Annotated in this window: 13 protein-coding genes and 2 pseudogenes; 7 read left to right on the forward strand and 8 right to left on the reverse strand. The window is 62.7% G+C overall.

Annotation, left to right across the window (positions count from 1 at the left end):
* Positions 1-16: 16 nt before the first annotated feature.
* Positions 17-2,257, reverse strand: a complete 2,241-nt coding sequence (locus IWW33_RS02970) for a TonB-dependent siderophore receptor (RefSeq protein ID WP_174141761.1) — start codon at positions 2,255-2,257, stop codon at positions 17-19.
* Between the two features lie 242 nt (positions 2,258-2,499).
* Here IWW33_RS02970 and IWW33_RS02975 point away from each other — a divergent pair, with 242 nt between their 5' ends.
* Positions 2,500-3,783, forward strand: a complete 1,284-nt coding sequence (locus tag IWW33_RS02975; RefSeq protein ID WP_196914193.1) for an arsenic transporter — start codon at positions 2,500-2,502, stop codon at positions 3,781-3,783.
* Here the strand turns inward: IWW33_RS02975 and dmeF are convergent.
* Positions 3,707-4,702: a CDF family Co(II)/Ni(II) efflux transporter DmeF gene (dmeF, locus tag IWW33_RS02980; protein WP_196914194.1), complete on the reverse strand. Its 996-nt coding sequence runs from the start codon at positions 4,700-4,702 to the stop codon at positions 3,707-3,709. The two genes, IWW33_RS02975 and dmeF, sit on opposite strands and share 77 nt — an antisense overlap.
* Before the next feature lie 297 nt (positions 4,703-4,999).
* Here dmeF and IWW33_RS02985 point away from each other — a divergent pair, with 297 nt between their 5' ends.
* From IWW33_RS02985 to IWW33_RS26580, 5 genes and pseudogenes are all read left to right on the forward strand, one after another.
* Complete coding sequence (locus IWW33_RS02985; protein WP_119689139.1) at positions 5,000-6,742, forward strand: copper resistance system multicopper oxidase; 1,743 nt, start codon at positions 5,000-5,002, stop codon at positions 6,740-6,742.
* 14 nt (positions 6,743-6,756) lie between these two features.
* A complete protein-coding gene (locus IWW33_RS02990; RefSeq protein WP_174141767.1) occupies positions 6,757-7,056 on the forward strand; it encodes a hypothetical protein in 300 nt (99 codons plus the stop codon).
* Positions 7,046-8,014 (forward strand): copper resistance protein B, encoded by a 969-nt coding sequence (locus tag IWW33_RS02995; protein ID WP_174141769.1) that lies wholly within the window; start codon positions 7,046-7,048, stop codon positions 8,012-8,014. The genes IWW33_RS02990 and IWW33_RS02995 overlap by 11 nt, the downstream gene beginning before the upstream one ends.
* Positions 8,015-8,023: 9 nt before the next feature.
* Positions 8,024-8,803: a cytochrome c gene (locus IWW33_RS03000; protein WP_119688586.1), complete on the forward strand. Its 780-nt coding sequence runs from the start codon at positions 8,024-8,026 to the stop codon at positions 8,801-8,803.
* 15 nt (positions 8,804-8,818) lie between these two features.
* Positions 8,819-8,969: pseudogene (locus IWW33_RS26580) on the forward strand (DUF411 domain-containing protein); the annotation flags it as partial.
* A 46-nt stretch (positions 8,970-9,015) separates the two neighbouring features.
* Here IWW33_RS26580 and IWW33_RS26585 read toward each other — a convergent pair.
* Positions 9,016-9,123: pseudogene (locus IWW33_RS26585) on the reverse strand (peptidase S24); the annotation flags it as partial.
* 71 nt (positions 9,124-9,194) lie between these two features.
* Between IWW33_RS26585 and IWW33_RS03005 the strand changes: the two are divergent.
* Positions 9,195-9,884: an SOS response-associated peptidase family protein gene (locus tag IWW33_RS03005; protein ID WP_196914195.1), complete on the forward strand. Its 690-nt coding sequence runs from the start codon at positions 9,195-9,197 to the stop codon at positions 9,882-9,884.
* A gap of 16 nt (positions 9,885-9,900) precedes the next feature.
* Here IWW33_RS03005 and IWW33_RS03010 read toward each other — a convergent pair whose 3' ends face one another.
* From IWW33_RS03010 to IWW33_RS03030, 5 genes are all read right to left on the reverse strand, one after another.
* Positions 9,901-11,718 (reverse strand): ABC transporter ATP-binding protein/permease, encoded by a 1,818-nt coding sequence (locus IWW33_RS03010; protein ID WP_115275389.1) that lies wholly within the window; start codon positions 11,716-11,718, stop codon positions 9,901-9,903.
* Between the two features lie 193 nt (positions 11,719-11,911).
* Positions 11,912-12,115 (reverse strand): formate dehydrogenase subunit delta, encoded by a 204-nt coding sequence (locus IWW33_RS03015; protein WP_046787904.1) that lies wholly within the window; start codon positions 12,113-12,115, stop codon positions 11,912-11,914.
* A complete protein-coding gene (gene fdhF, locus IWW33_RS03020) occupies positions 12,112-14,991 on the reverse strand; it encodes a formate dehydrogenase subunit alpha (RefSeq protein ID WP_115275390.1) in 2,880 nt (959 codons plus the stop codon). Before fdhF ends, IWW33_RS03015 begins: the two co-directional genes overlap by 4 nt.
* Complete coding sequence (locus IWW33_RS03025) at positions 14,988-16,547, reverse strand: formate dehydrogenase beta subunit (RefSeq protein WP_174141770.1); 1,560 nt, start codon at positions 16,545-16,547, stop codon at positions 14,988-14,990. The genes fdhF and IWW33_RS03025 overlap by 4 nt, the downstream gene beginning before the upstream one ends.
* Entirely contained in the window at positions 16,541-17,023 is a 483-nt protein-coding gene (locus IWW33_RS03030) for a formate dehydrogenase subunit gamma (protein WP_046787901.1), read from the reverse strand. The genes IWW33_RS03025 and IWW33_RS03030 overlap by 7 nt, the downstream gene beginning before the upstream one ends.
* Between the last annotated feature and the right edge of the window lie 195 nt (positions 17,024-17,218).

Raw genomic sequence — 17,218 nt, forward strand, 5'->3', positions numbered from 1 at the left:
CAGCGCGGCCCCTGCATCAGAACGAGATATTCAAGGAAGCAAACACCGCACGTCCCGGCTGGTTGTAGGTGTTGGCACCCGAGCTGCTGGCATTGCCACCGCGATAGATCTGCTTGTCGAACACGTTGTTCACGCCCACCCGCACGTCATAGTTGGCGTTGAACTTGTACCCGGTGCTGACATCCACCAGCCCGTAAGCCTCGACATCCTGCTGCGCCTCGGCGTCGTAGCTCTCCTCGGTGCGGTAGTTGTAGGTCGGCGACTTCTGCTTGCCGTAGTAGGTACCGGCCACCTGGAACGAAAGCTTGTCGGTGGCGCGCCAGTCCAGGGTGCTGTTGACCGTGTATTCGGGGATCACCGACAGCGGCTCGCCCGTCTCGCGGTTGTCGTTGTCGAGCATCCAGGTCAGGTTGGTGTTCCAGTCCAGTACCGGGGTCAGTTCGACGAACAGGTTGCCCTCGATGCCTTCCACACGTGCCTCGCCGGCGTTCTCCCACTGGGTCACGCGGCGGCCGCTGTTGATGGTGTAAAGCACATCGGTGTCACCGATGATCTTGTTCTTGTAATCGTTGCGGAAGTACGTCGCGCTGGTACGCCAGGTGCCGCGGTCGTACAACAGGCCGATTTCCTTGTTGACGCTGATTTCCGGCTTGAGGTCGGCATTGCCCTGCAGGTAGCAGCCCCCGGAGTTGCTCTGCTGCACACTGCAGCCGTTGCCGCGGCTGTAGAGCAGGTAGTTGGGGTTGGACTGATACAGGTTCGGCACCTTGTAGGCCCGCGCGATACCGCCCTTGACCGACAGCGCATCGGTCAGCTTGTGCGACAGGTTGAGGCTGGGGCTGAAGTTGTCGCCAAAGGTTTCGTGGTGGTCGAAGCGCAGGCCCGGGGTGACGGTGGTGTCGCCCAGCACAATGTTGTCCTCGACGAACAACGCGTAGCTCTTGGCGGTCATCTTCGAGTTGCTGCGGTCGAAGCCACTGATGACGTCACTGCCACCGCCGCTGGGGTCGAAGCTCTGGGGGCGGAACGAGCCCTGGTCGTTGAGCGATTCGTACAGGTACTCACCGCCCAGGGTCAGCACATGTTCAGTACTGCCCATGGCAAACGGCAGGTTCACTTCGCTGCTCAGACGAGTGTTGCGCAGCCGCGACATGGCTGCACCGCTGTCGTTGATCGCACCTTCCGGGCCACCGGCCAGGCCTTCGTTGAGACGCCAGTTGCGTACGTATTCGTAAGCCAGGCTGGTCTTGCTGGTGCCCCAGCTAAAATCGCCAAGGTGGGTCAGGTCATAGGTGTTGCGCTGCATGACATTGGTCTCGTGGCCATACAGGCTGGAGATCAGGTCGACATTGCTGCCACCGTTGCTGTTCATGGTATCGCCGGCATAGAGGTTGCCCTGGCGGCTGTAACCGGCGCTGGCTTCAAGGCGGTGCTCGTCGTTGAGCCGCCAGCTCAGCAGGCCGTTGATGTCCTTGTTGCGCACGCCCTCACGACCGGCGACCAGCGCGCTGTTGGCGTGGTCGGCGTTGATGTCCAGGTCGTCGGCGTCGGTCTTGGCCAGGCCACCGTACAAACGGAAACCGAGGTTGTCGGTAAGCCCACCGCTGAGGTTGAAGTTGGCACGACGGCTGACACCCTCTGCGCTGTCTTGCGGCATTTGCGTGAACAGGTTGAGGCTGCCCTTGAACGCCTCGGTGGGCCGCTTGGTGATGATGTTCACCACCCCGCCCATGGCGCCCGAGCCGTAGCGCGCCGCCGCGGGGCCGCGCAGGATTTCGATGCGCTCGACCGCCTCGGCCGGCACCCAGTTGGTTTCGCCGCGGGTGTCGCGGTCGCCGTTCCAGCCGTAGCGCACGGCGTTGCGCGCGCTGGACGGTTTGCCGTCGATGAGGATCAGGGTGTTCTCCGGGCCCATGCCGCGCAGGTCGATCTGCCGGTTGTTGCCACGCGCACCACTGGCGCTGTTGCCGGTCAGGTTGACCCCCGGCTCCCGACGGATGATGTCGGACAGGTCGTTGGCCGGCGGGCGACGCTTGATGTCTTCTTCAGTGATGATCGACGAACCCAGCGCCTGACGTGCCTCACGCTCTGCAGTGACCAGGGTGTCCTGGATCACCAGTGCGTCGTCGGCCACCGGCATTTCCAGCACCTCACCAGGGCTGCGCTCCACTGTTTCAGCGGCGGTCGCCATCATGGCCGGTGACGCCAACGCGACAAACGCCAGGGCCAGGCTGTTGGGTGAAGTTCTGCACTGCATTGACACATCTCCTGCGATGGGTAAGCGAAGGGCACATCCCTGCCAGGAAGCCGGAAGGCCCGCGCCCACCGGCCTCGCAAACACTGTTCGGGGGCCAACAGGGTTGGTAAATATAGTGATTCTCAAATGGGTTTAAATCTTATTTACGAAACTTACATGTTTGCACCGGAACTTTTCCGACGCGTAGCCAGCCCGTGTACAGTCACTTTTGCCCCTCTCCCCTGAGATGAGACAGCGTTTCCATGCTCCCAGCCGCTCTGATCTTCCTGTTCACCCTGACCCTGGTCATCTGGCAGCCCAAAGGCCTCGGCGTTGGCTGGAGCGCCACACTCGGCGCCGTGCTGGCCCTGGTGTTCGGCGTGGTATCGCTGCATGACATCCCCACGGTATGGGCCATCATCTGGAACGCCACCGCCACCTTCATCGCCCTGATCGTCATCAGCCTGCTGCTGGACGAAGCGGGCTTTTTCGAATGGGCGGCGCTGCATGTGGCGCGCTGGGCGCGAGGGGACGGGCGCCGCCTGTTCGCCTTCATGGTGCTGCTGGGCGCGGCGGTGTCGGCGCTGTTCGCCAATGACGGCGCGGCGCTGATCCTCACCCCGATCGTCATGTCGATGCTGCTGGCGCTGCGCGTCTCCCCGGCGGCGACCCTGGCCTTCGTCATGGGTGCAGGCTTCATCGCCGACACCGCCAGCCTGCCACTGGTGGTATCCAACCTGGTGAACATCGTCTCGGCGGACTACTTCGACCTGGGGTTCAACGCCTATGCCGCGGTGATGGTGCCGGTGAACCTGGTAGCAGTGGCAGCCACGCTACTGGTGCTGTGGCTGTATTTTCGCCGCGACATTGCGCTGCGCTATGCCACCGAGGACCTCAAGGTGCCGGCCATGGCCGTGCGCGACCGCGCAACGTTCCGTGTCGGCTGGGCGGTGCTGCTGGCATTACTGGCCAGCCTGTTCGTGCTCGAGCCCATGGGTATCCCGGTCAGTGCCGTGGCCGCAGCCTGCGCGGCGGTACTGTTCGCCGTTGCCGCCCGGGGCCATGTGATCTCCACCCGCCGCGTGCTGCGCGAGGCACCGTGGCAGATCGTGGTGTTTTCGTTGGGGATGTACCTGGTGGTCTACGGCTTGCGCAATGCCGGCCTCACCGACTCGCTCGGCAATGTGCTGAGCTGGCTGGCCGGGCACGGGCTATGGGCAGCCTCGCTGGGTACCGGGCTGATTGCGGCGCTGCTGTCGTCGGTCATGAACAACATGCCCAGCGTGCTGATCGGGGCGCTGTCGATTCATGCCAGCGAGGCGCAGGGTGTGGTGCGCGAAGCGATGATCTATGCCAACGTGATCGGCTGCGACCTGGGGCCGAAGATCACCCCGATCGGCAGCCTGGCCACGCTGTTGTGGCTGCATGTGCTGGCGCGCAAGGGCGTGACCATCGGCTGGGGGTATTACTTCAAGGTTGGGGTGTTGTTGACGGTGCCGGTGTTGCTGGTGACCTTGGCAGCGTTGGCGGTGCGCCTGAGCCTTTGAAAACGCCGCAGGCCACTGCCCTGTATTCGACCGTGAGGTGAGTGACCTCATGTACAGGCGTCAATGCAGCCCGAACGTCATCGGCAGAGAGCACCTCTGGGCCATGCACACTGACGATGGCAGCATGCGCTTGAGGCCCCACTTTCCAAACATGCAGGTCGGTGATCTGAAAATCGCCGGCTTGGCCAAGCAACTCCCTGATTTCTTCGGCGACAGGGTTATCGGTCTTATCAAGCAATACGGCCGCAGTATCCTTCATCAGCAACCACGCCCAGCGTGCAATCACAACAGCGCCAATGATCCCCATGACCGGATCGAGCCATATCCAGCCAAGGTATCTACCGGCCAGCAGCGCGACGATCGCCATGACCGACGTGACCGCATCGGCGAGCACATGGAGGTAAGCCGACCGCAAGTTGTTATCTCCATGCGAATGGGTGTGATGCCCATGCGAATGGCTGTGATCATGACCGCCGCCGGCCAGAAGAAGGGCGCTGATGATATTGACCAGCAAACCAACGATCGCAATCAGGGTCGCCATCCCGAACTGCACTTGGGTAGGCTGAAATAGTCGCAGAACCGACTCGATACCGATGCCTAACGAGACAAAACCAAGAATCAACGCAGAAGCGAACCCTCCAAGGTCACCCACTTTACCGGTGCCAAAGCTGTAGGCAGCACTTGCCGAATGCTTGCGGGCGTAAGCATAGGCCGCAGCGGCAATTCCCAGCGCGCCCGCATGGGTTGCCATATGGAAACCATCTGCCAAAAGCGCCATCGATCCCGTGACATAGCCTGCGGCAATCTCACCGACCATCATCACCACGGTGAGCATCACTACCCACAATGTTCGTTTGGCATTGTCATCGTGGGCGGTGCCCAAGAAGTTGTGGCTATGTTCGAAATCAGTCGTGCTCATGGCCTGCTCACTTTGAATACCGCCGAATCGGCATCGAATGGTTCTTCAACGTCTTGTGCGCGCTCCAGGCCGGTCAGGCCTATCCCCTCTTGGTTGCCCTTCAGTGTGCAACAAAAATGGCACTCAACCAGAAGCTGACGGAAAAGTAATGTCGGGCTCAGCTTGCTGACAGCGCCCGGTAGCTAGCCTGAACCCGAGACCAGCGCCTATCAGGCGGAGTGAGAGCTCAATTGAAACGGGATGGTTGCCCAAGTCGCAGCCTGGATATCAGTGATCTACCTGACTGGACGCAACGGCATGCAAAGCAAAACCACGAGACGCTCATTCGTCACGGGCCTCGCTGCTACCGGACTACTGGGTGGGCTGGGCATGTGGCGCACGCCGGTCTGGGCCGTGACCAGCCCTGGCCAACCCAACGTACTGACCGGCACCGATTTTGACCTGTACATCGGTGAGCTCCCGGTGAACATTACCGGCGCAGCGCGTACGGCAATGGCCATCAACGGCTCGCTGCCGGGACCGATTCTTCGCTGGCGAGAGGGCGACACAGTCACGCTGCGCGTGCGCAATCGCTTGAAACAGGATACGTCCATCCACTGGCACGGGATCATTCTGCCGGCAAACATGGACGGCGTACCGGGCCTGAGCTTCCATGGCATCGCCCCGGATGGCATGTATGAATACAGGTTCAAGGTTCACCAGAACGGCACCTACTGGTACCACAGCCACTCGGGCTTGCAGGAGCAGATCGGTGTTTACGGTGCGCTAGTGATCGATGCGAAGGATCCAGAGCCTTTCACCTACGACCGTGACTACGTCGTCATGCTCAGCGACTGGACCGACGCAGATCCGGCGCAGGTCATGTCCAAGCTCAAAAAACAGTCGGACTACTACAACTTCCACAAGCGGACGGTTGGCGATTTCGTCGATGACGTGAGTGAGAAAGGCTGGTCTGGCGCTGTAGCCGATCGGAAGATGTGGGCTGAGATGAAGATGAGCCCAACCGATCTTGCTGACGTGAGTGGGTATACCTACACCTACCTCATGAACGGCAAGGCGCCCAATGACAATTGGACTGGAATATTCAAGCCAGGCGAGAAAATCCGGCTGCGCTTTATCAACGGCTCCGCCATGACCTATTTCGACGTGCGTATACCCGGCTTGAAGATGACGGTCGTCGCAGCCGACGGGCAGTACGTCAAGCCTGTGTCGATCGATGAATTCCGCATCGCGGTTGCCGAAACCTACGATGTCATTGTCGAGCCTGAAAACGAGCAGGCTTACACCCTCTTTGCCCAATCCATGGATCGCACTGGCTATTCCAGAGGCACCCTGGCTGTTCGCGAGGGCATGCAAGGCCCGGTGCCTGCTTTAGACCCAAGGCCTTTGATCTCCATGAGCGACATGGGGATGGACCACGGCAACATGGCCGGCATGGAGCACAACAATATGGCGGGTATGGACCATGACAGCATGGCCGGCATGAATCACGGCAGCATGACGACTGGCAGTGCCATGCAAAGCCATCCCGCCTCGGAAACAAACAACCCGCTGGTCGACATGCAGACCATGACCCCGACGCCCAAGCTGAACGACCCAGGAATCGGGCTTCGTGACAATGGCCGTCGTGTGCTCACTTATTCGGATTTGCGAAGCACCTTCATCGACCCGGATGGCCGTGAACCGGGCCGGACTATCGAACTGCACCTCACCGGCCATATGGAAAAGTTCGCCTGGTCGTTCGACGGCATCAAGTTCTCTGATGCCCAGCCGCTGCGGCTCAAATACGGCGAGCGCCTGCGCATCACCTTGGTCAACGACACCATGATGACTCACCCCATCCACCTGCACGGCATGTGGAGCGACCTGGAGGATGAGAATGGCAACTTCATGGTCCGAAAGCACACGATCGATATGCCTCCCGGCGCGAAACGAAGCTATCGGGTAACCGCCGATGCGCTAGGGCGTTGGGCCTATCACTGCCACCTCATGTACCACATGGAAACGGGCATGTTCCGAGAAGTGCGCGTAGACGAATGAACAGGAGAGACGAGATGAGCAAACCAATGAAACGAAGCGCCTTTTTCCTCAGTGCCGCGATGGTCGGCCTGCTCGCGGTTTATCCACCAACTTCCTGGTCCAGTGAGCATCATGATCAGCACACGCAAAAGTCGCCCGATGCAGCGCAGCCGAACGCGTCAAAGAGCAAGCAAGCCCATGGCATGAACCATGAAGGCATGGACCACGGTGTCATGGAAGGTATGGACCATCATTCGATGGAGGGCATGGACCACAGCAAAATGATGGAATCACAGGGTAGCGACAAAGCCAAGGCAGGGAAAAATGGCCAATAGCGTTGTACGACCATCGTTGCTGACATTGAGCGTTTTTCTCGGCGTGCTGGGCGTTTCGCCCAGCATCGCCGCTGAAATGGATCATTCCGGGATGGATCACTCGGCAATGGGCCACAGCCAGCCTAAAGCCAAACCCGCCTCAATGGACCACAGCAAGATGGCCACTACAAGCATGAAGGACATGGACCATGATGCGATGGATCATTCCAACATGAAACACGGGGAGGCCGATTCGCCTGCCTCGACCAGCCGCACGCCGATCCCCGTGCTGACGGACGCCGACCGCCAGGCTGCCTTCCCCCCGCTCGACGGGCACAAAATGGATGACAGCGGGATCAACGGGTTTTTCTTGCTGGACCAGCTGGAATACCAAAACGCCGATGAAGGCAGCACGCTTGCCTGGGACGCATCAGGATGGGTGGGCGGCGACGTCAACCGGCTCTGGATTCGCGCGGAGGGCGAGCGCACCAACGGGGTAACTGAAGATGCGCAGCTGCAGCTCCTGTACGGCCGCTCGATCAGCCCATGGTGGGATGTGGTCGCCGGTCTGCGGCAGGACTTCCAACCCCAATCGCCCCAGACCTGGGCAGCATTCGGTATCCAGGGCATGGCGCTGTACGATTTCGAGGCGCAAGCGACGGCTTTCATAGGTGAGAACGGTCAGACTGCGGCCCGCCTGGAAGGTGAGTACGACATTCTGCTGACCAATCGTTTGATCCTTCAGCCAACCGCTGAGGCCAACTTCTATGGCAAGAACGATCTGCAACGCGGGGTCGGCACTGGCCTGGCCAACACCGAAGTCGGACTGCGCTTACGGTACGAAATTGTCCGCCAGTTTGCACCCTACATAGGCGTTACCTGGAGTCGTTCCTACGGCAAAACCGCCGACTTCATCCGTGATGAAGGCGGGGACGTGAACGAAGCGCGCTTCGTTGCCGGCATTCGCATGTGGTTTTGAGAACTCGACATGAAAAGAACAATTACAACGCTGTTGTCGATAGGTGCCGTAGGTAGCGCGGCAGTTCTGGGCTCGGCCTACTTCGGTCTCGTGAACGTAGGCGCGGATGATCCGCACTTCCCGGCTGTCCATGCGTTTTTGGCCATGGCGCGTGATCGCTCGATCGAAGTTCGAGCACGCAACATCAAGGTGCCGAATTTGAAAGACCCCGCTCTGGTCAAGGCCGGAGCAGGTAACTACAACGCCATGTGTATCGGTTGCCATCTCGCTCCAGGCCTGCAGAAAACTGAACTCAGCCAAGCGCTATACCCAGCACCTGCCAACCTCAGCAAGAGCGGCGTAAGCGGCGGCCCCGCAACTGCGTTCTGGATAATCAAGCACGGTATCAAGGCCACCGGCATGCCAGCATGGGGCAAAAGCATGGAAGACCAGTACATCTGGGGGATCGTCGCCTTTCTGGACCAGCTCCCGCAACTCAATGCCGAGGAGTACCAAGCGATGGTCGCCTCCAGTGGCGGCCACCAGCATGGCGGTGGCGAGAGCGATATGCATGACCATGAAGGTCAACACGGCAGTGCCAAGTCCGAACAAGGTACCCGTGAGGCCACAACGGGCCATGGCATGGCTGAGGAAGGTCATGACCGTGGAAGTGCGCATTCAGAACCGGTGTCTCTCACGGAGCACCACGGCGGCCACCAGGCCGCTGAGGCACCTTCAGACCATCGAACAGGCCATTCCTCCAAAAACCATGTGCATGAAGACGGGAAGGCGCACACCCAGGTCAAGTAAACACACCGCCCCCGGCTGAGCACCTGTGCGGCCATACTGAGCGCCCCAGCAGCCTAAGCTGACGCCCTCTCTATTGATGTGCACCGGGACGCGAGTTGCGGTTGCTTGCAGGAAATGGATAGCACACCTGGAAGCAAACGACTTCTTGGTCGTTGACCACGTTGAAGCTGTCTAACCAGATCGCCAGCGCAAACCTTTTAAAGGATGGACCTCCCAGGCATGCCGTCGCCGTCTATCCTGACCAGATACATGTGCGGCGCACGCAGTTCGAACAACTCGTCCCGCGAGATGGGGAGCTCTGCGAGATCGGCGGCCGACGATGTAAGCCGTACAAGCAAACCGGCAGCGGGTCAATCGGACGCGCGACATTTGACGAATGGGGGGACATGCCATGTGCGGACGCTTCGTCCAGTATCAGGGCCAGGCCGATTACCTGCGTGAACTGGACGCCGGGCAGGACGTGATCAGCGGTTACGACAACGTGCCCATTGGCCGTTACAACGTGGCCCCTGGCAGCGGCGTACAGGTTTTGCACAACACCGCCGATGGCCTGCGCATCGACCCCTGCCATTGGGGTTGGGCACCGTTCTGGGCCAAGGGCCCGAGGCCTGCGCCGATCAACGCACGGGTGGAAACCGTGACCGCCGGCAATTTCTTCAAGGCACTCTGGCCTCAAGGCCGGGCCCTGGTCATGGCCGACGGCTGGTACGAATGGGTGAGCGACCCGCACGACCCCAGGCGCAAGCAGCCCTACTTCATCCGCCTGAAAAGCCAGGCACCGATGTTCATGGCCGCGCTGGCTCAGGTACGTTCAGGGCTGGAGCCGAACGAAGGGGATGGGTTCGTGATCATTACCGCAGCGAGTGATGCAGGAATGGTCGATATCCATGACCGCCGGCCACTGGTACTGGGGCCGGCGGATGCGCGGGCGTGGATCGACCTGGAAGTGCCTGCCGAGGAGGCCGAGCGGTTGGCACGCGAGCGGTGCCTTCCGGTAGAAGCCTTTGAATGGTTTGCGGTGGGCGAGGCCGTAGGGAATGTCCGTAATGAAGGCGCGCAGTTGATCGTGATGCAGCCCTGAACAGGGTACAGGCCTCCTAGACCTGCAACGCTACCTCCGGCTTTTGCTCCAGCAGCGACCAACCACCCTGCCCGTCCACTTCCAGCCGGTGGGTATGGAACCCGGCCAACGTACTGCGATGGCCGACACTCACCAGCAAGGTTTGCGGCATTTCATTGCGCAGCAGCGAATACAACGCATGCTCCAGGCCTTCATCCATCGCCGAGGTGGACTCGTCGAGGAACACCACCTGCGGCCGGTTGAACAGCACCCGGGCAAACGCCAGCCGCTGCTGCTCACCGACCGAGAGGATATGCGACCAGTCGCAACTGACCGCCAGCCGCTCAGCCAGGTGGGCCAGGTTGACCTGGCGCAGCGCCTGCTGCATGCGCGCCTCGTCCTCTGGCTTGCTGTCAGCCGGGTAGGCGATGGCGGTTCGCAGGTCCCCCAGGGGCAGGTACGGGCGCTGCGAGAGGAACAGCGCCTCGGTGCCGGTGGGCCGCCTGACCTCACCCTCGGCGTAAGGCCACAGCCCCGCCAGGGCGCGCAACAAGGTGGTCTTGCCACTGCCCGACGGGCCCTTGATCAGCAGCGCCTGGCCGGCCTGCAAGCGCAAGTCGAGGTCGGCGATCAACGCGTGGCCGTCGGGGCGCATCACCTGCAAACCCGAGATATCCAGGGCCTGCGCCTGTTCCTGGGTGCTGACCCGCGGCAAGGTGCTGGCCTGCTGGTTGGCATCGAGAAACCCGGTCAGACGGTCGAGCGTGGCGCGGTACTGGGCAAAGGTGTCGTAGGACTCGCGGAAGAACGACAACGCATCCTGCACCTGGCCAAACGCTTGGGAGGTCTGCATGACATCGCCCAGCTTGATCGCGCCACTGAAGAAGCGCGGCGCCTGGAGGATGAACGGGAACACCACTGCCACCTGGCTGACGCCCAGGTTGAAACCGCTGAACTTCAGGTTGCGGAACACCAGTGCCCAGACATTGACGATCAATGCACCGAAGCGGCCCAGCAAGGTCCCCCGCTCCACTTGCGCGCCCTGGTAGAACGCGATGTTCTCAGCGTTCTCACGCAGGCGCATCAGCGCATAACGGAAGTTGGCGGTGAGTTTTTCGTTGAGGAAGTTCAGGCGGATCAACGGCTGCCCGAGCCGGAAGGCGATCCAGGTGGCGATCAGCACATACACATACACGGCAAACACCATGGCCCGGGGGATTTCCACACCTGCTACCGCCAGCGGCGCCGACAGCCCCCAGAGGATGGCGGTGAACGCCACCAGCGACACCAGCGCGCTGACCGCGCCCAGCGCCAGGGTTACCGAATTGGTGACGAAGGCGTTGACGTCCAGTTCGATTCGCTGGTCGGGGTTGTCTACAGGCTCGGCGAGGAACTGGCCGCGGTAATAGGCGTCACCGTGGAGCCAGTCGTTGGTCAGGCGCTCGGTCAGCCAGACCCGCCAGCGGATGCTGAAGGCCTCGGTCACGTAGAAGGTGAACAGCGAACGCAGCACATGAAGGGTGGCCAATACCGCGAACACGCCCAGCAAGTACCAGAAGGCGGTTTGGTCGAGGGCCTGCAGGGCGCTGTAGAAGCCGTTGTACCAGAACGAGAACAGCACGTTCATGCGTACCGAAAACAGGGTCAGCACCAGCAGTGCGGCAAACACCAGCAGCGGTCGCCAGCTGCGCCTGAAGGAGAAATAGGGCCCGGCAAGCTGCCAGAACTGGCTACCCCAGCGCGTGTAGCGCACAGCCAGCGCAGCGGCGGCAGTGAAGCCGATCAGGGTGATGAACGAAGCGATTGCAAGCCAGCTCAGGCTCTCTTGCAGGGCCTGGTGCCAGTTCATGTCCATGGTGGGTATCCGTGACGAGTGTTTACGCGAGCGTAGCATTGCGCCGGCTTTGGTCAGGCATTCATGACGGACATTTCATTTTGTCGGCACCGCCCCTATCGCCGGCAAGCCGGCCCCACAGGAATTGCACTCGATTCGAGGGCAGTCCCGGAGTCCCACCGCTTGCTGGCGACGGGGGCAGCGCAGACAAACGCTAAGCCAAGGCCTCCACCACCTTGGGGTCCAAACCCTCCCCTGCATGGGCCTGGGCCCATTCCCCCAACTGCCTGCGCATCGCCGGGGTCCAGAAGTTCTGCAAATGCTGCTGCACCCCTTTCACCGCCAACGCATGATCAGGCTCGCTGTCGAAGTAATGGGCAATCTGGTTGGCCATCTTGACCAGGTTTTCGATGCTCATCGGCGTACCTCGGCCTGCTCGGGCTTGTCGGCCGTGCGGCGCTCCTTGAGCAGGCGCCGCTGTTCATCGCTGAAGTCCTGGTAGCGCTTTTGCCACTGCGACGGGTGGAACACCTTGACCACCTCCACCGCCGTGACCTTGTACTCCGGGCAGTTGGTGGCCCAGTCGGAATTGTCGGTAGTGATCACGTTGGCGCCGGACTCGGGGAAGTGGAAGGTGGTGTACACCACCCCCGGCGCCACGCGCTCACTCACCTTGGCACGCAGGACCGTCTGCCCGGCGCGGCTGCCGATGCCGACCCAGTCGCCGTCATGGATGCCGCGGCTTTCGGCGTCGGTGGGGTGCAGCTCCAGGCAGTCGGCAGCATGCCAGGCGACGTTCGCGGTGCGCCGGGTCTGGGCACCGACGTTGTACTGGCTGAGAATGCGCCCGGTGGTCAGCAGCAGTGGGTAGCGGCTGTTGACCTTCTCGTCGGTGGGCACATAGCCGGTGAGCATGAAGCGCCCTTTGCCCCGCACGAACTGATCGATGTGCATAGTCGGCGTGCCGTCGGGCGCTGCGTCGTTGCACGGCCACTGCAGGCTGCCATGGCGGTCGAGTTCGGCGTAGCTGACGCGGTGAAAGGTTGGTGTCAGGCGGGCGATTTCGTCCATGATCTCGGACGGGTGGCGGTAGCTCATCGGGTAGCCCAGGGCATTGGCCAAGGCCACGGTGGCCTCCCAGTCAGCCTTGCCGGCCAGCGGCTGCATCACCTTGCGTACCCGCGAAATACGGCGCTCGGCGTTGGTGAAGGTGCCGTCCTTTTCCAGGAACGAGCTACCCGGCAAGAACACATGGGCGAACTTGGCCGTCTCGTTGAGGAAGATGTCCTGCACCACCACGCATTCCATGGCCCGCAGCGCGGCAGTGACGTGCTGGGTGTTGGGGTCGCTCTGGGCGATGTCCTCACCCTGGCAGTACAGCGCCTTGAAGCTGCCGTCCAGCGCCGCTTCGAACATGTTGGGGATGCGCAGGCCCGGGTCGGGCTGCAGAGTCACACCCCAGGCCTGCTCGAACTCGGCACGCACGGCCTCGTTGGAGATATGCCGGTAGCCTGGCAACTCATGCGGGAACGACCCCATGTCGCACGAGCCCTGCACATTGTTCTGCCCACGCAGGGGGTTTACCCCTACCCCTTCGCGGCCAATATTGCCGGTGGCCATGGCCAGGTTGGCGATGCCCATCACCGCCGTGCTGCCCTGGCTGTGTTCAGTCACGCCCAAACCGTAGTAGATCGCCGCGTTGCCGCCTGTGGCATACAGGCGGGCGGCGGCGCGGATCTGCTCGGCGGGCACGCCGCACACGGGGCCCTGCACTTCAGGGGCGTTTTGCGCGAGGCTGACGAAGTCGCGCCAGCGGGCGAAGGCCTCGCTCTCGCAGCGCTCGTCAATGAAGCGCTGGGCCAGCAGCCCCTCGCTAACGATCACATGGGCCAAGGCGTTGAGCATGGCCACGTTGGTACCAGGGCGCAGTTGCAAGTGCAACTCGGCACGGGCGTGGGGCGAATCCACCAGGTCGATGCGCCGCGGGTCGATGACGATCAGCCGCGCCCCCTGGCGCAGGCGGCGTTTGAGCTGCGAGCCAAACACCGGGTGGGCATCGGTAGGGTTGGCACCGATCACCAGGATCACGTCGGCCTGCATCACCGAATCGAAACTCTGGGTACCCGCCGACTCGCCGAGGGTCTGCTTGAGGCCATAGCCGGTGGGCGAATGGCAAACCCGCGCGCAGGTGTCGACGTTATTGTTGCCAAACGCCGTGCGCACCAACTTTTGCACCAGGTAGGCTTCTTCGTTGGTGCAACGGCTGGAGGTGATGCCACCGATGGAGTCGCGCCCGTACTTGAGCTGGATGCGCCGGAACTCGCTGGCCGCGTAGGTGACGGCCTCGTCCCAGCTGACTTCCTGCCACGGGTCATCCACATGCTTGCGGATCATCGGTCTGGTGATGCGATCAGGGTGGGTGGCATAGCCCCAGGCGAAGCGGCCCTTGACGCAGGCATGGCCGTGGTTGGCGCCGCCGTTCTTGTCCGGGACCATGCGTACCAACTGGTCACCCTTCATTTCCGCACGGAACGAGCAGCCCACGCCGCAGTAGGCGCAGGTGGTGATCACCGCTCGTTCCGGCTGGCCGCTCTGCACCAGGCTTTTTTCGGTCAGGGTAGCCGTCGGGCAAGCCTGCACGCAGGCGCCGCACGACACGCATTCGGAGGTGAGGAAGTTGTCACCACCGGCTGCCGCCACCCGCGACTCGAAGCCGCGCCCGGTGATGGTCAGGGCGAAGGTGCCCTGGATGTCCTCACAGGCACGCACGCAGCGGCTGCAGACGATGCACTTGCTGGGCTCGTAATCGAAGTACGGGTTGGACACGTCCTTCTGCTCAGCCAGATGATTAGCGCCGTCATAGCCGTAGCGCACCTCGCGCAGGCCGACCTGGCCGGCGACCGTCTGCAGTTCGCAGTTGCCATTGGCCGAGCAGGTCAGGCAGTCGAGCGGGTGGTCGGAAATGTACAGCTCCATGACATTGCGACGCAGGTCGGCCAGGCGTGGCGTCTGCGTGCGCACCACCATGCCTTCGCTCACAGGCGTGGTGCAGGACGCCGGGTATCCGCGCATGCCGTCGATTTCGACCATGCACATGCGGCAGGAGCCAAAGGCCTCCAGGCTGTCGGTGGCGCACAGCTTGGGGATGCTGGTACCCAGCAGGGCGGCGGCGCGCATCACTGAGGTGCCCGCCGGCACGCTCACGCTGCGCCCGTCGATGTTCAGGCTGATCTGCACATCGCCGTAGCGTTCAGGGGTGCCCAGATCGGTCTCGGGGTCGAAGTAATTGATCACTGCGCGGCCTCCGTGGTGGTCAGCCCGAAATCGGCCGGGAAGTACTTCAGGGCGCTGGCCACCGGGTAGGCGGTCATGCCGCCCATGGCGCATAGCGAGCCGTATTGCATCGTGTCGCACAGGTCGCGCAGCAGCAGGGCCTGGTCATGGCGGTCGGTGAGGTCGCTGCTGGCGATCAGGCGGTCGACCACCTCCATGCCGCGGATAGAACCGATGCGGCAAGGCGTGCATTTGCCGCACGACTCTTCGGCGCAGAACTGCAGGGCAAAACGCGCCATGCTGGCCATGTTCAGGGTGTCGTCAGCCACCACCACGCCGCCGTGGCCCAGCATCGCGCCCATGGCAGCGAAGGCCTCGTAGTCCAGTGGGGTATCGAAGTGACTGGGCGGCACCCAGGCACCCAGCGGGCCACCGACCTGGGCAGCCTTGAGCGGCCGGCCGCTGGCGGTGCCGCCCCCGTAGCCTTCCACCAGCTCGCGCAGGGTCAGGCCGAAGGCACGTTCTACCAGGCCGCCATGGCGGATGTTGCCGGCCAGCTGGAACGGCATGGTGCCAAGCGAACGGCCCATACCGAAGTCGCGGTAGAACGCTGCGCCCTTGGCCAGGATGGTGGGCACCGAGGCCAGGGTGAGTACGTTGTGCACCAGCGTCGGCAGGCCGAACAGGCCCTGCAGGGCCGGTAGCGGTGGCTTGGCACGGACGATGCCGCGCTTGCCCTCGATGGATTCGAGCAGCGCGGTTTCCTCACCGCAGATATAGGCACCCGCGCCCACGCGTACTTCCAGGTCGAAGGCCTGACCGCTACCGGCCACGTCGAAACCCAGATAATCGGCGTCGCGGGCGATGACGATGGCCTCATCGAGCACGCGGATGGCGTCGGGGTATTCCGAGCGCACGTAGATAAAGCCCTTGTCGGCACCCACCGCGAGGCCGGCGATGATCATGCCTTCGATCAGCAAGAAGGGGTCCCCTTCCATCAGCATGCGGTCGGCGAAGGTACCCGAGTCGCCTTCGTCGGCGTTGCACACCACATACTTCTGCCCTGCCCCGGCGTCACGCACGGTGCGCCATTTGATACCTGCCGGGAACGCTGCGCCGCCGCGGCCGCGCAGGCCAGAATCGAGCACGGCGGCGACCACTTCGGCGCCGCCCAGCGCAACGGCTTGCGCAAGGCCGGCAAAGCCGCCGTGGGCGCGATAGTCCTCCAGCGACAATGGCCGGGTGATACCGGCGCGGGCGAACAGCAGACGTTGCTGGGTCTTGAGGTAAGGGAGCGCTTCCACCGGCCCGAGCGCCAATGGATGGCTGCCGGGTTCTGCCGCCAATGCATCGAGCAGCGCAGGCACATCCTCAGGGGTGACCGGGCCGAAGCCTTGCCGCCCTCCTGCGCGCTCGCACTCCACCAGCGGTTCGAGCCAATACAGGCCACGCGAACTGGTGCGCTGGATGTCCAGCGCCAACTGGCGCTGCTCGGCCTCGCGCTGCAACGCCTCGACAACCTGATCTGCGCCCACGGCGCGGGCCACCGAGTCGCAGGGGATGAACAGCTTCAGCATGCTGTGTCCTCCAGGCAACCGTTGACCAGCGAGCGCAGGCGCTCAGGGGTCAGGCGCGCATGCACCTGGCCATCGAGCTCAAGTGCCGGCGAGCAGGCGCACGCGCCCAGGCAGTACACCGGGCGCAGGCTGATGGCGCCATCGGCGCTGGTGCCATGGTCGTCCAGCGCCAACTGTTCGCGCAGCTGCGCGGCCAGGGCTTCACTGCCACGGCTCTGGCACGACTCGGCGCGGCACAGGCGCAGGGTATGGCGGGCCGGCGGCGCGGTGCGGAAATCGTGGTAGAAGCTGATTACCCCGCGCACCTCGGCCAGGCTGAGGTTGAGGGCATGGGCAATGTCAGCGACGGCGGCATCGGGGATGAAACCAATGCTTTCCTGCACGGCATGCAGGATCGGCAAGAGCGCGCCGGGGGTGTCCTGGTGGCGACTCAGGATACTGTGGATCACGGGCAGGTGGGGCAATTGATCAGGCATACAGCGGACCTCGGCATCACGGCCCCCGCCTGTTGTTGTAGTGGGCAGGTGACCGGCGTGTTCTGCTGCGGCGCACCGCCCACGTCACGGTCGCGTGGTTGTCGGTGGCCTCCTTGCCGGTGGCCGTGCGTCTGCGCGCACTGGGCTCAGGGGCATTCCACAAGCATGGCACTTGTGGCGCCGAAGGGATGCACG

Source organism: Pseudomonas sp. M2, from assembly GCF_015751845.1.
In the GTDB taxonomy this organism is placed as follows: Bacteria; Pseudomonadota; Gammaproteobacteria; order Pseudomonadales; family Pseudomonadaceae; genus Aquipseudomonas; species Aquipseudomonas putida_E.

Bases quoted from the DNA above. Each gene is read 5' to 3' on its own strand.
- IWW33_RS02970 (WP_174141761.1), bottom strand. From the start codon at position 2,257: ATGCAGTGCAGAACTTCACCCAACAGCCTGGCCCTGGCGTTTGTCGCG.
- IWW33_RS02975 (WP_196914193.1), top strand. From the start codon at position 2,500: ATGCTCCCAGCCGCTCTGATCTTCCTGTTCACCCTGACCCTGGTCATC.
- dmeF (WP_196914194.1), bottom strand. From the start codon at position 4,702: ATGAGCACGACTGATTTCGAACATAGCCACAACTTCTTGGGCACCGCC.
- IWW33_RS02985 (WP_119689139.1), top strand. From the start codon at position 5,000: ATGCAAAGCAAAACCACGAGACGCTCATTCGTCACGGGCCTCGCTGCT.
- IWW33_RS02990 (WP_174141767.1), top strand. From the start codon at position 6,757: ATGAGCAAACCAATGAAACGAAGCGCCTTTTTCCTCAGTGCCGCGATG.
- IWW33_RS02995 (WP_174141769.1), top strand. From the start codon at position 7,046: ATGGCCAATAGCGTTGTACGACCATCGTTGCTGACATTGAGCGTTTTT.
- IWW33_RS03000 (WP_119688586.1), top strand. From the start codon at position 8,024: ATGAAAAGAACAATTACAACGCTGTTGTCGATAGGTGCCGTAGGTAGC.
- IWW33_RS03005 (WP_196914195.1), top strand. From the start codon at position 9,195: ATGTGCGGACGCTTCGTCCAGTATCAGGGCCAGGCCGATTACCTGCGT.
- IWW33_RS03010 (WP_115275389.1), bottom strand. From the start codon at position 11,718: ATGGACATGAACTGGCACCAGGCCCTGCAAGAGAGCCTGAGCTGGCTT.
- IWW33_RS03015 (WP_046787904.1), bottom strand. From the start codon at position 12,115: ATGAGCATCGAAAACCTGGTCAAGATGGCCAACCAGATTGCCCATTAC.
- IWW33_RS03025 (WP_174141770.1), bottom strand. From the start codon at position 16,547: ATGCTGAAGCTGTTCATCCCCTGCGACTCGGTGGCCCGCGCCGTGGGC.
- IWW33_RS03030 (WP_046787901.1), bottom strand. From the start codon at position 17,023: ATGCCTGATCAATTGCCCCACCTGCCCGTGATCCACAGTATCCTGAGT.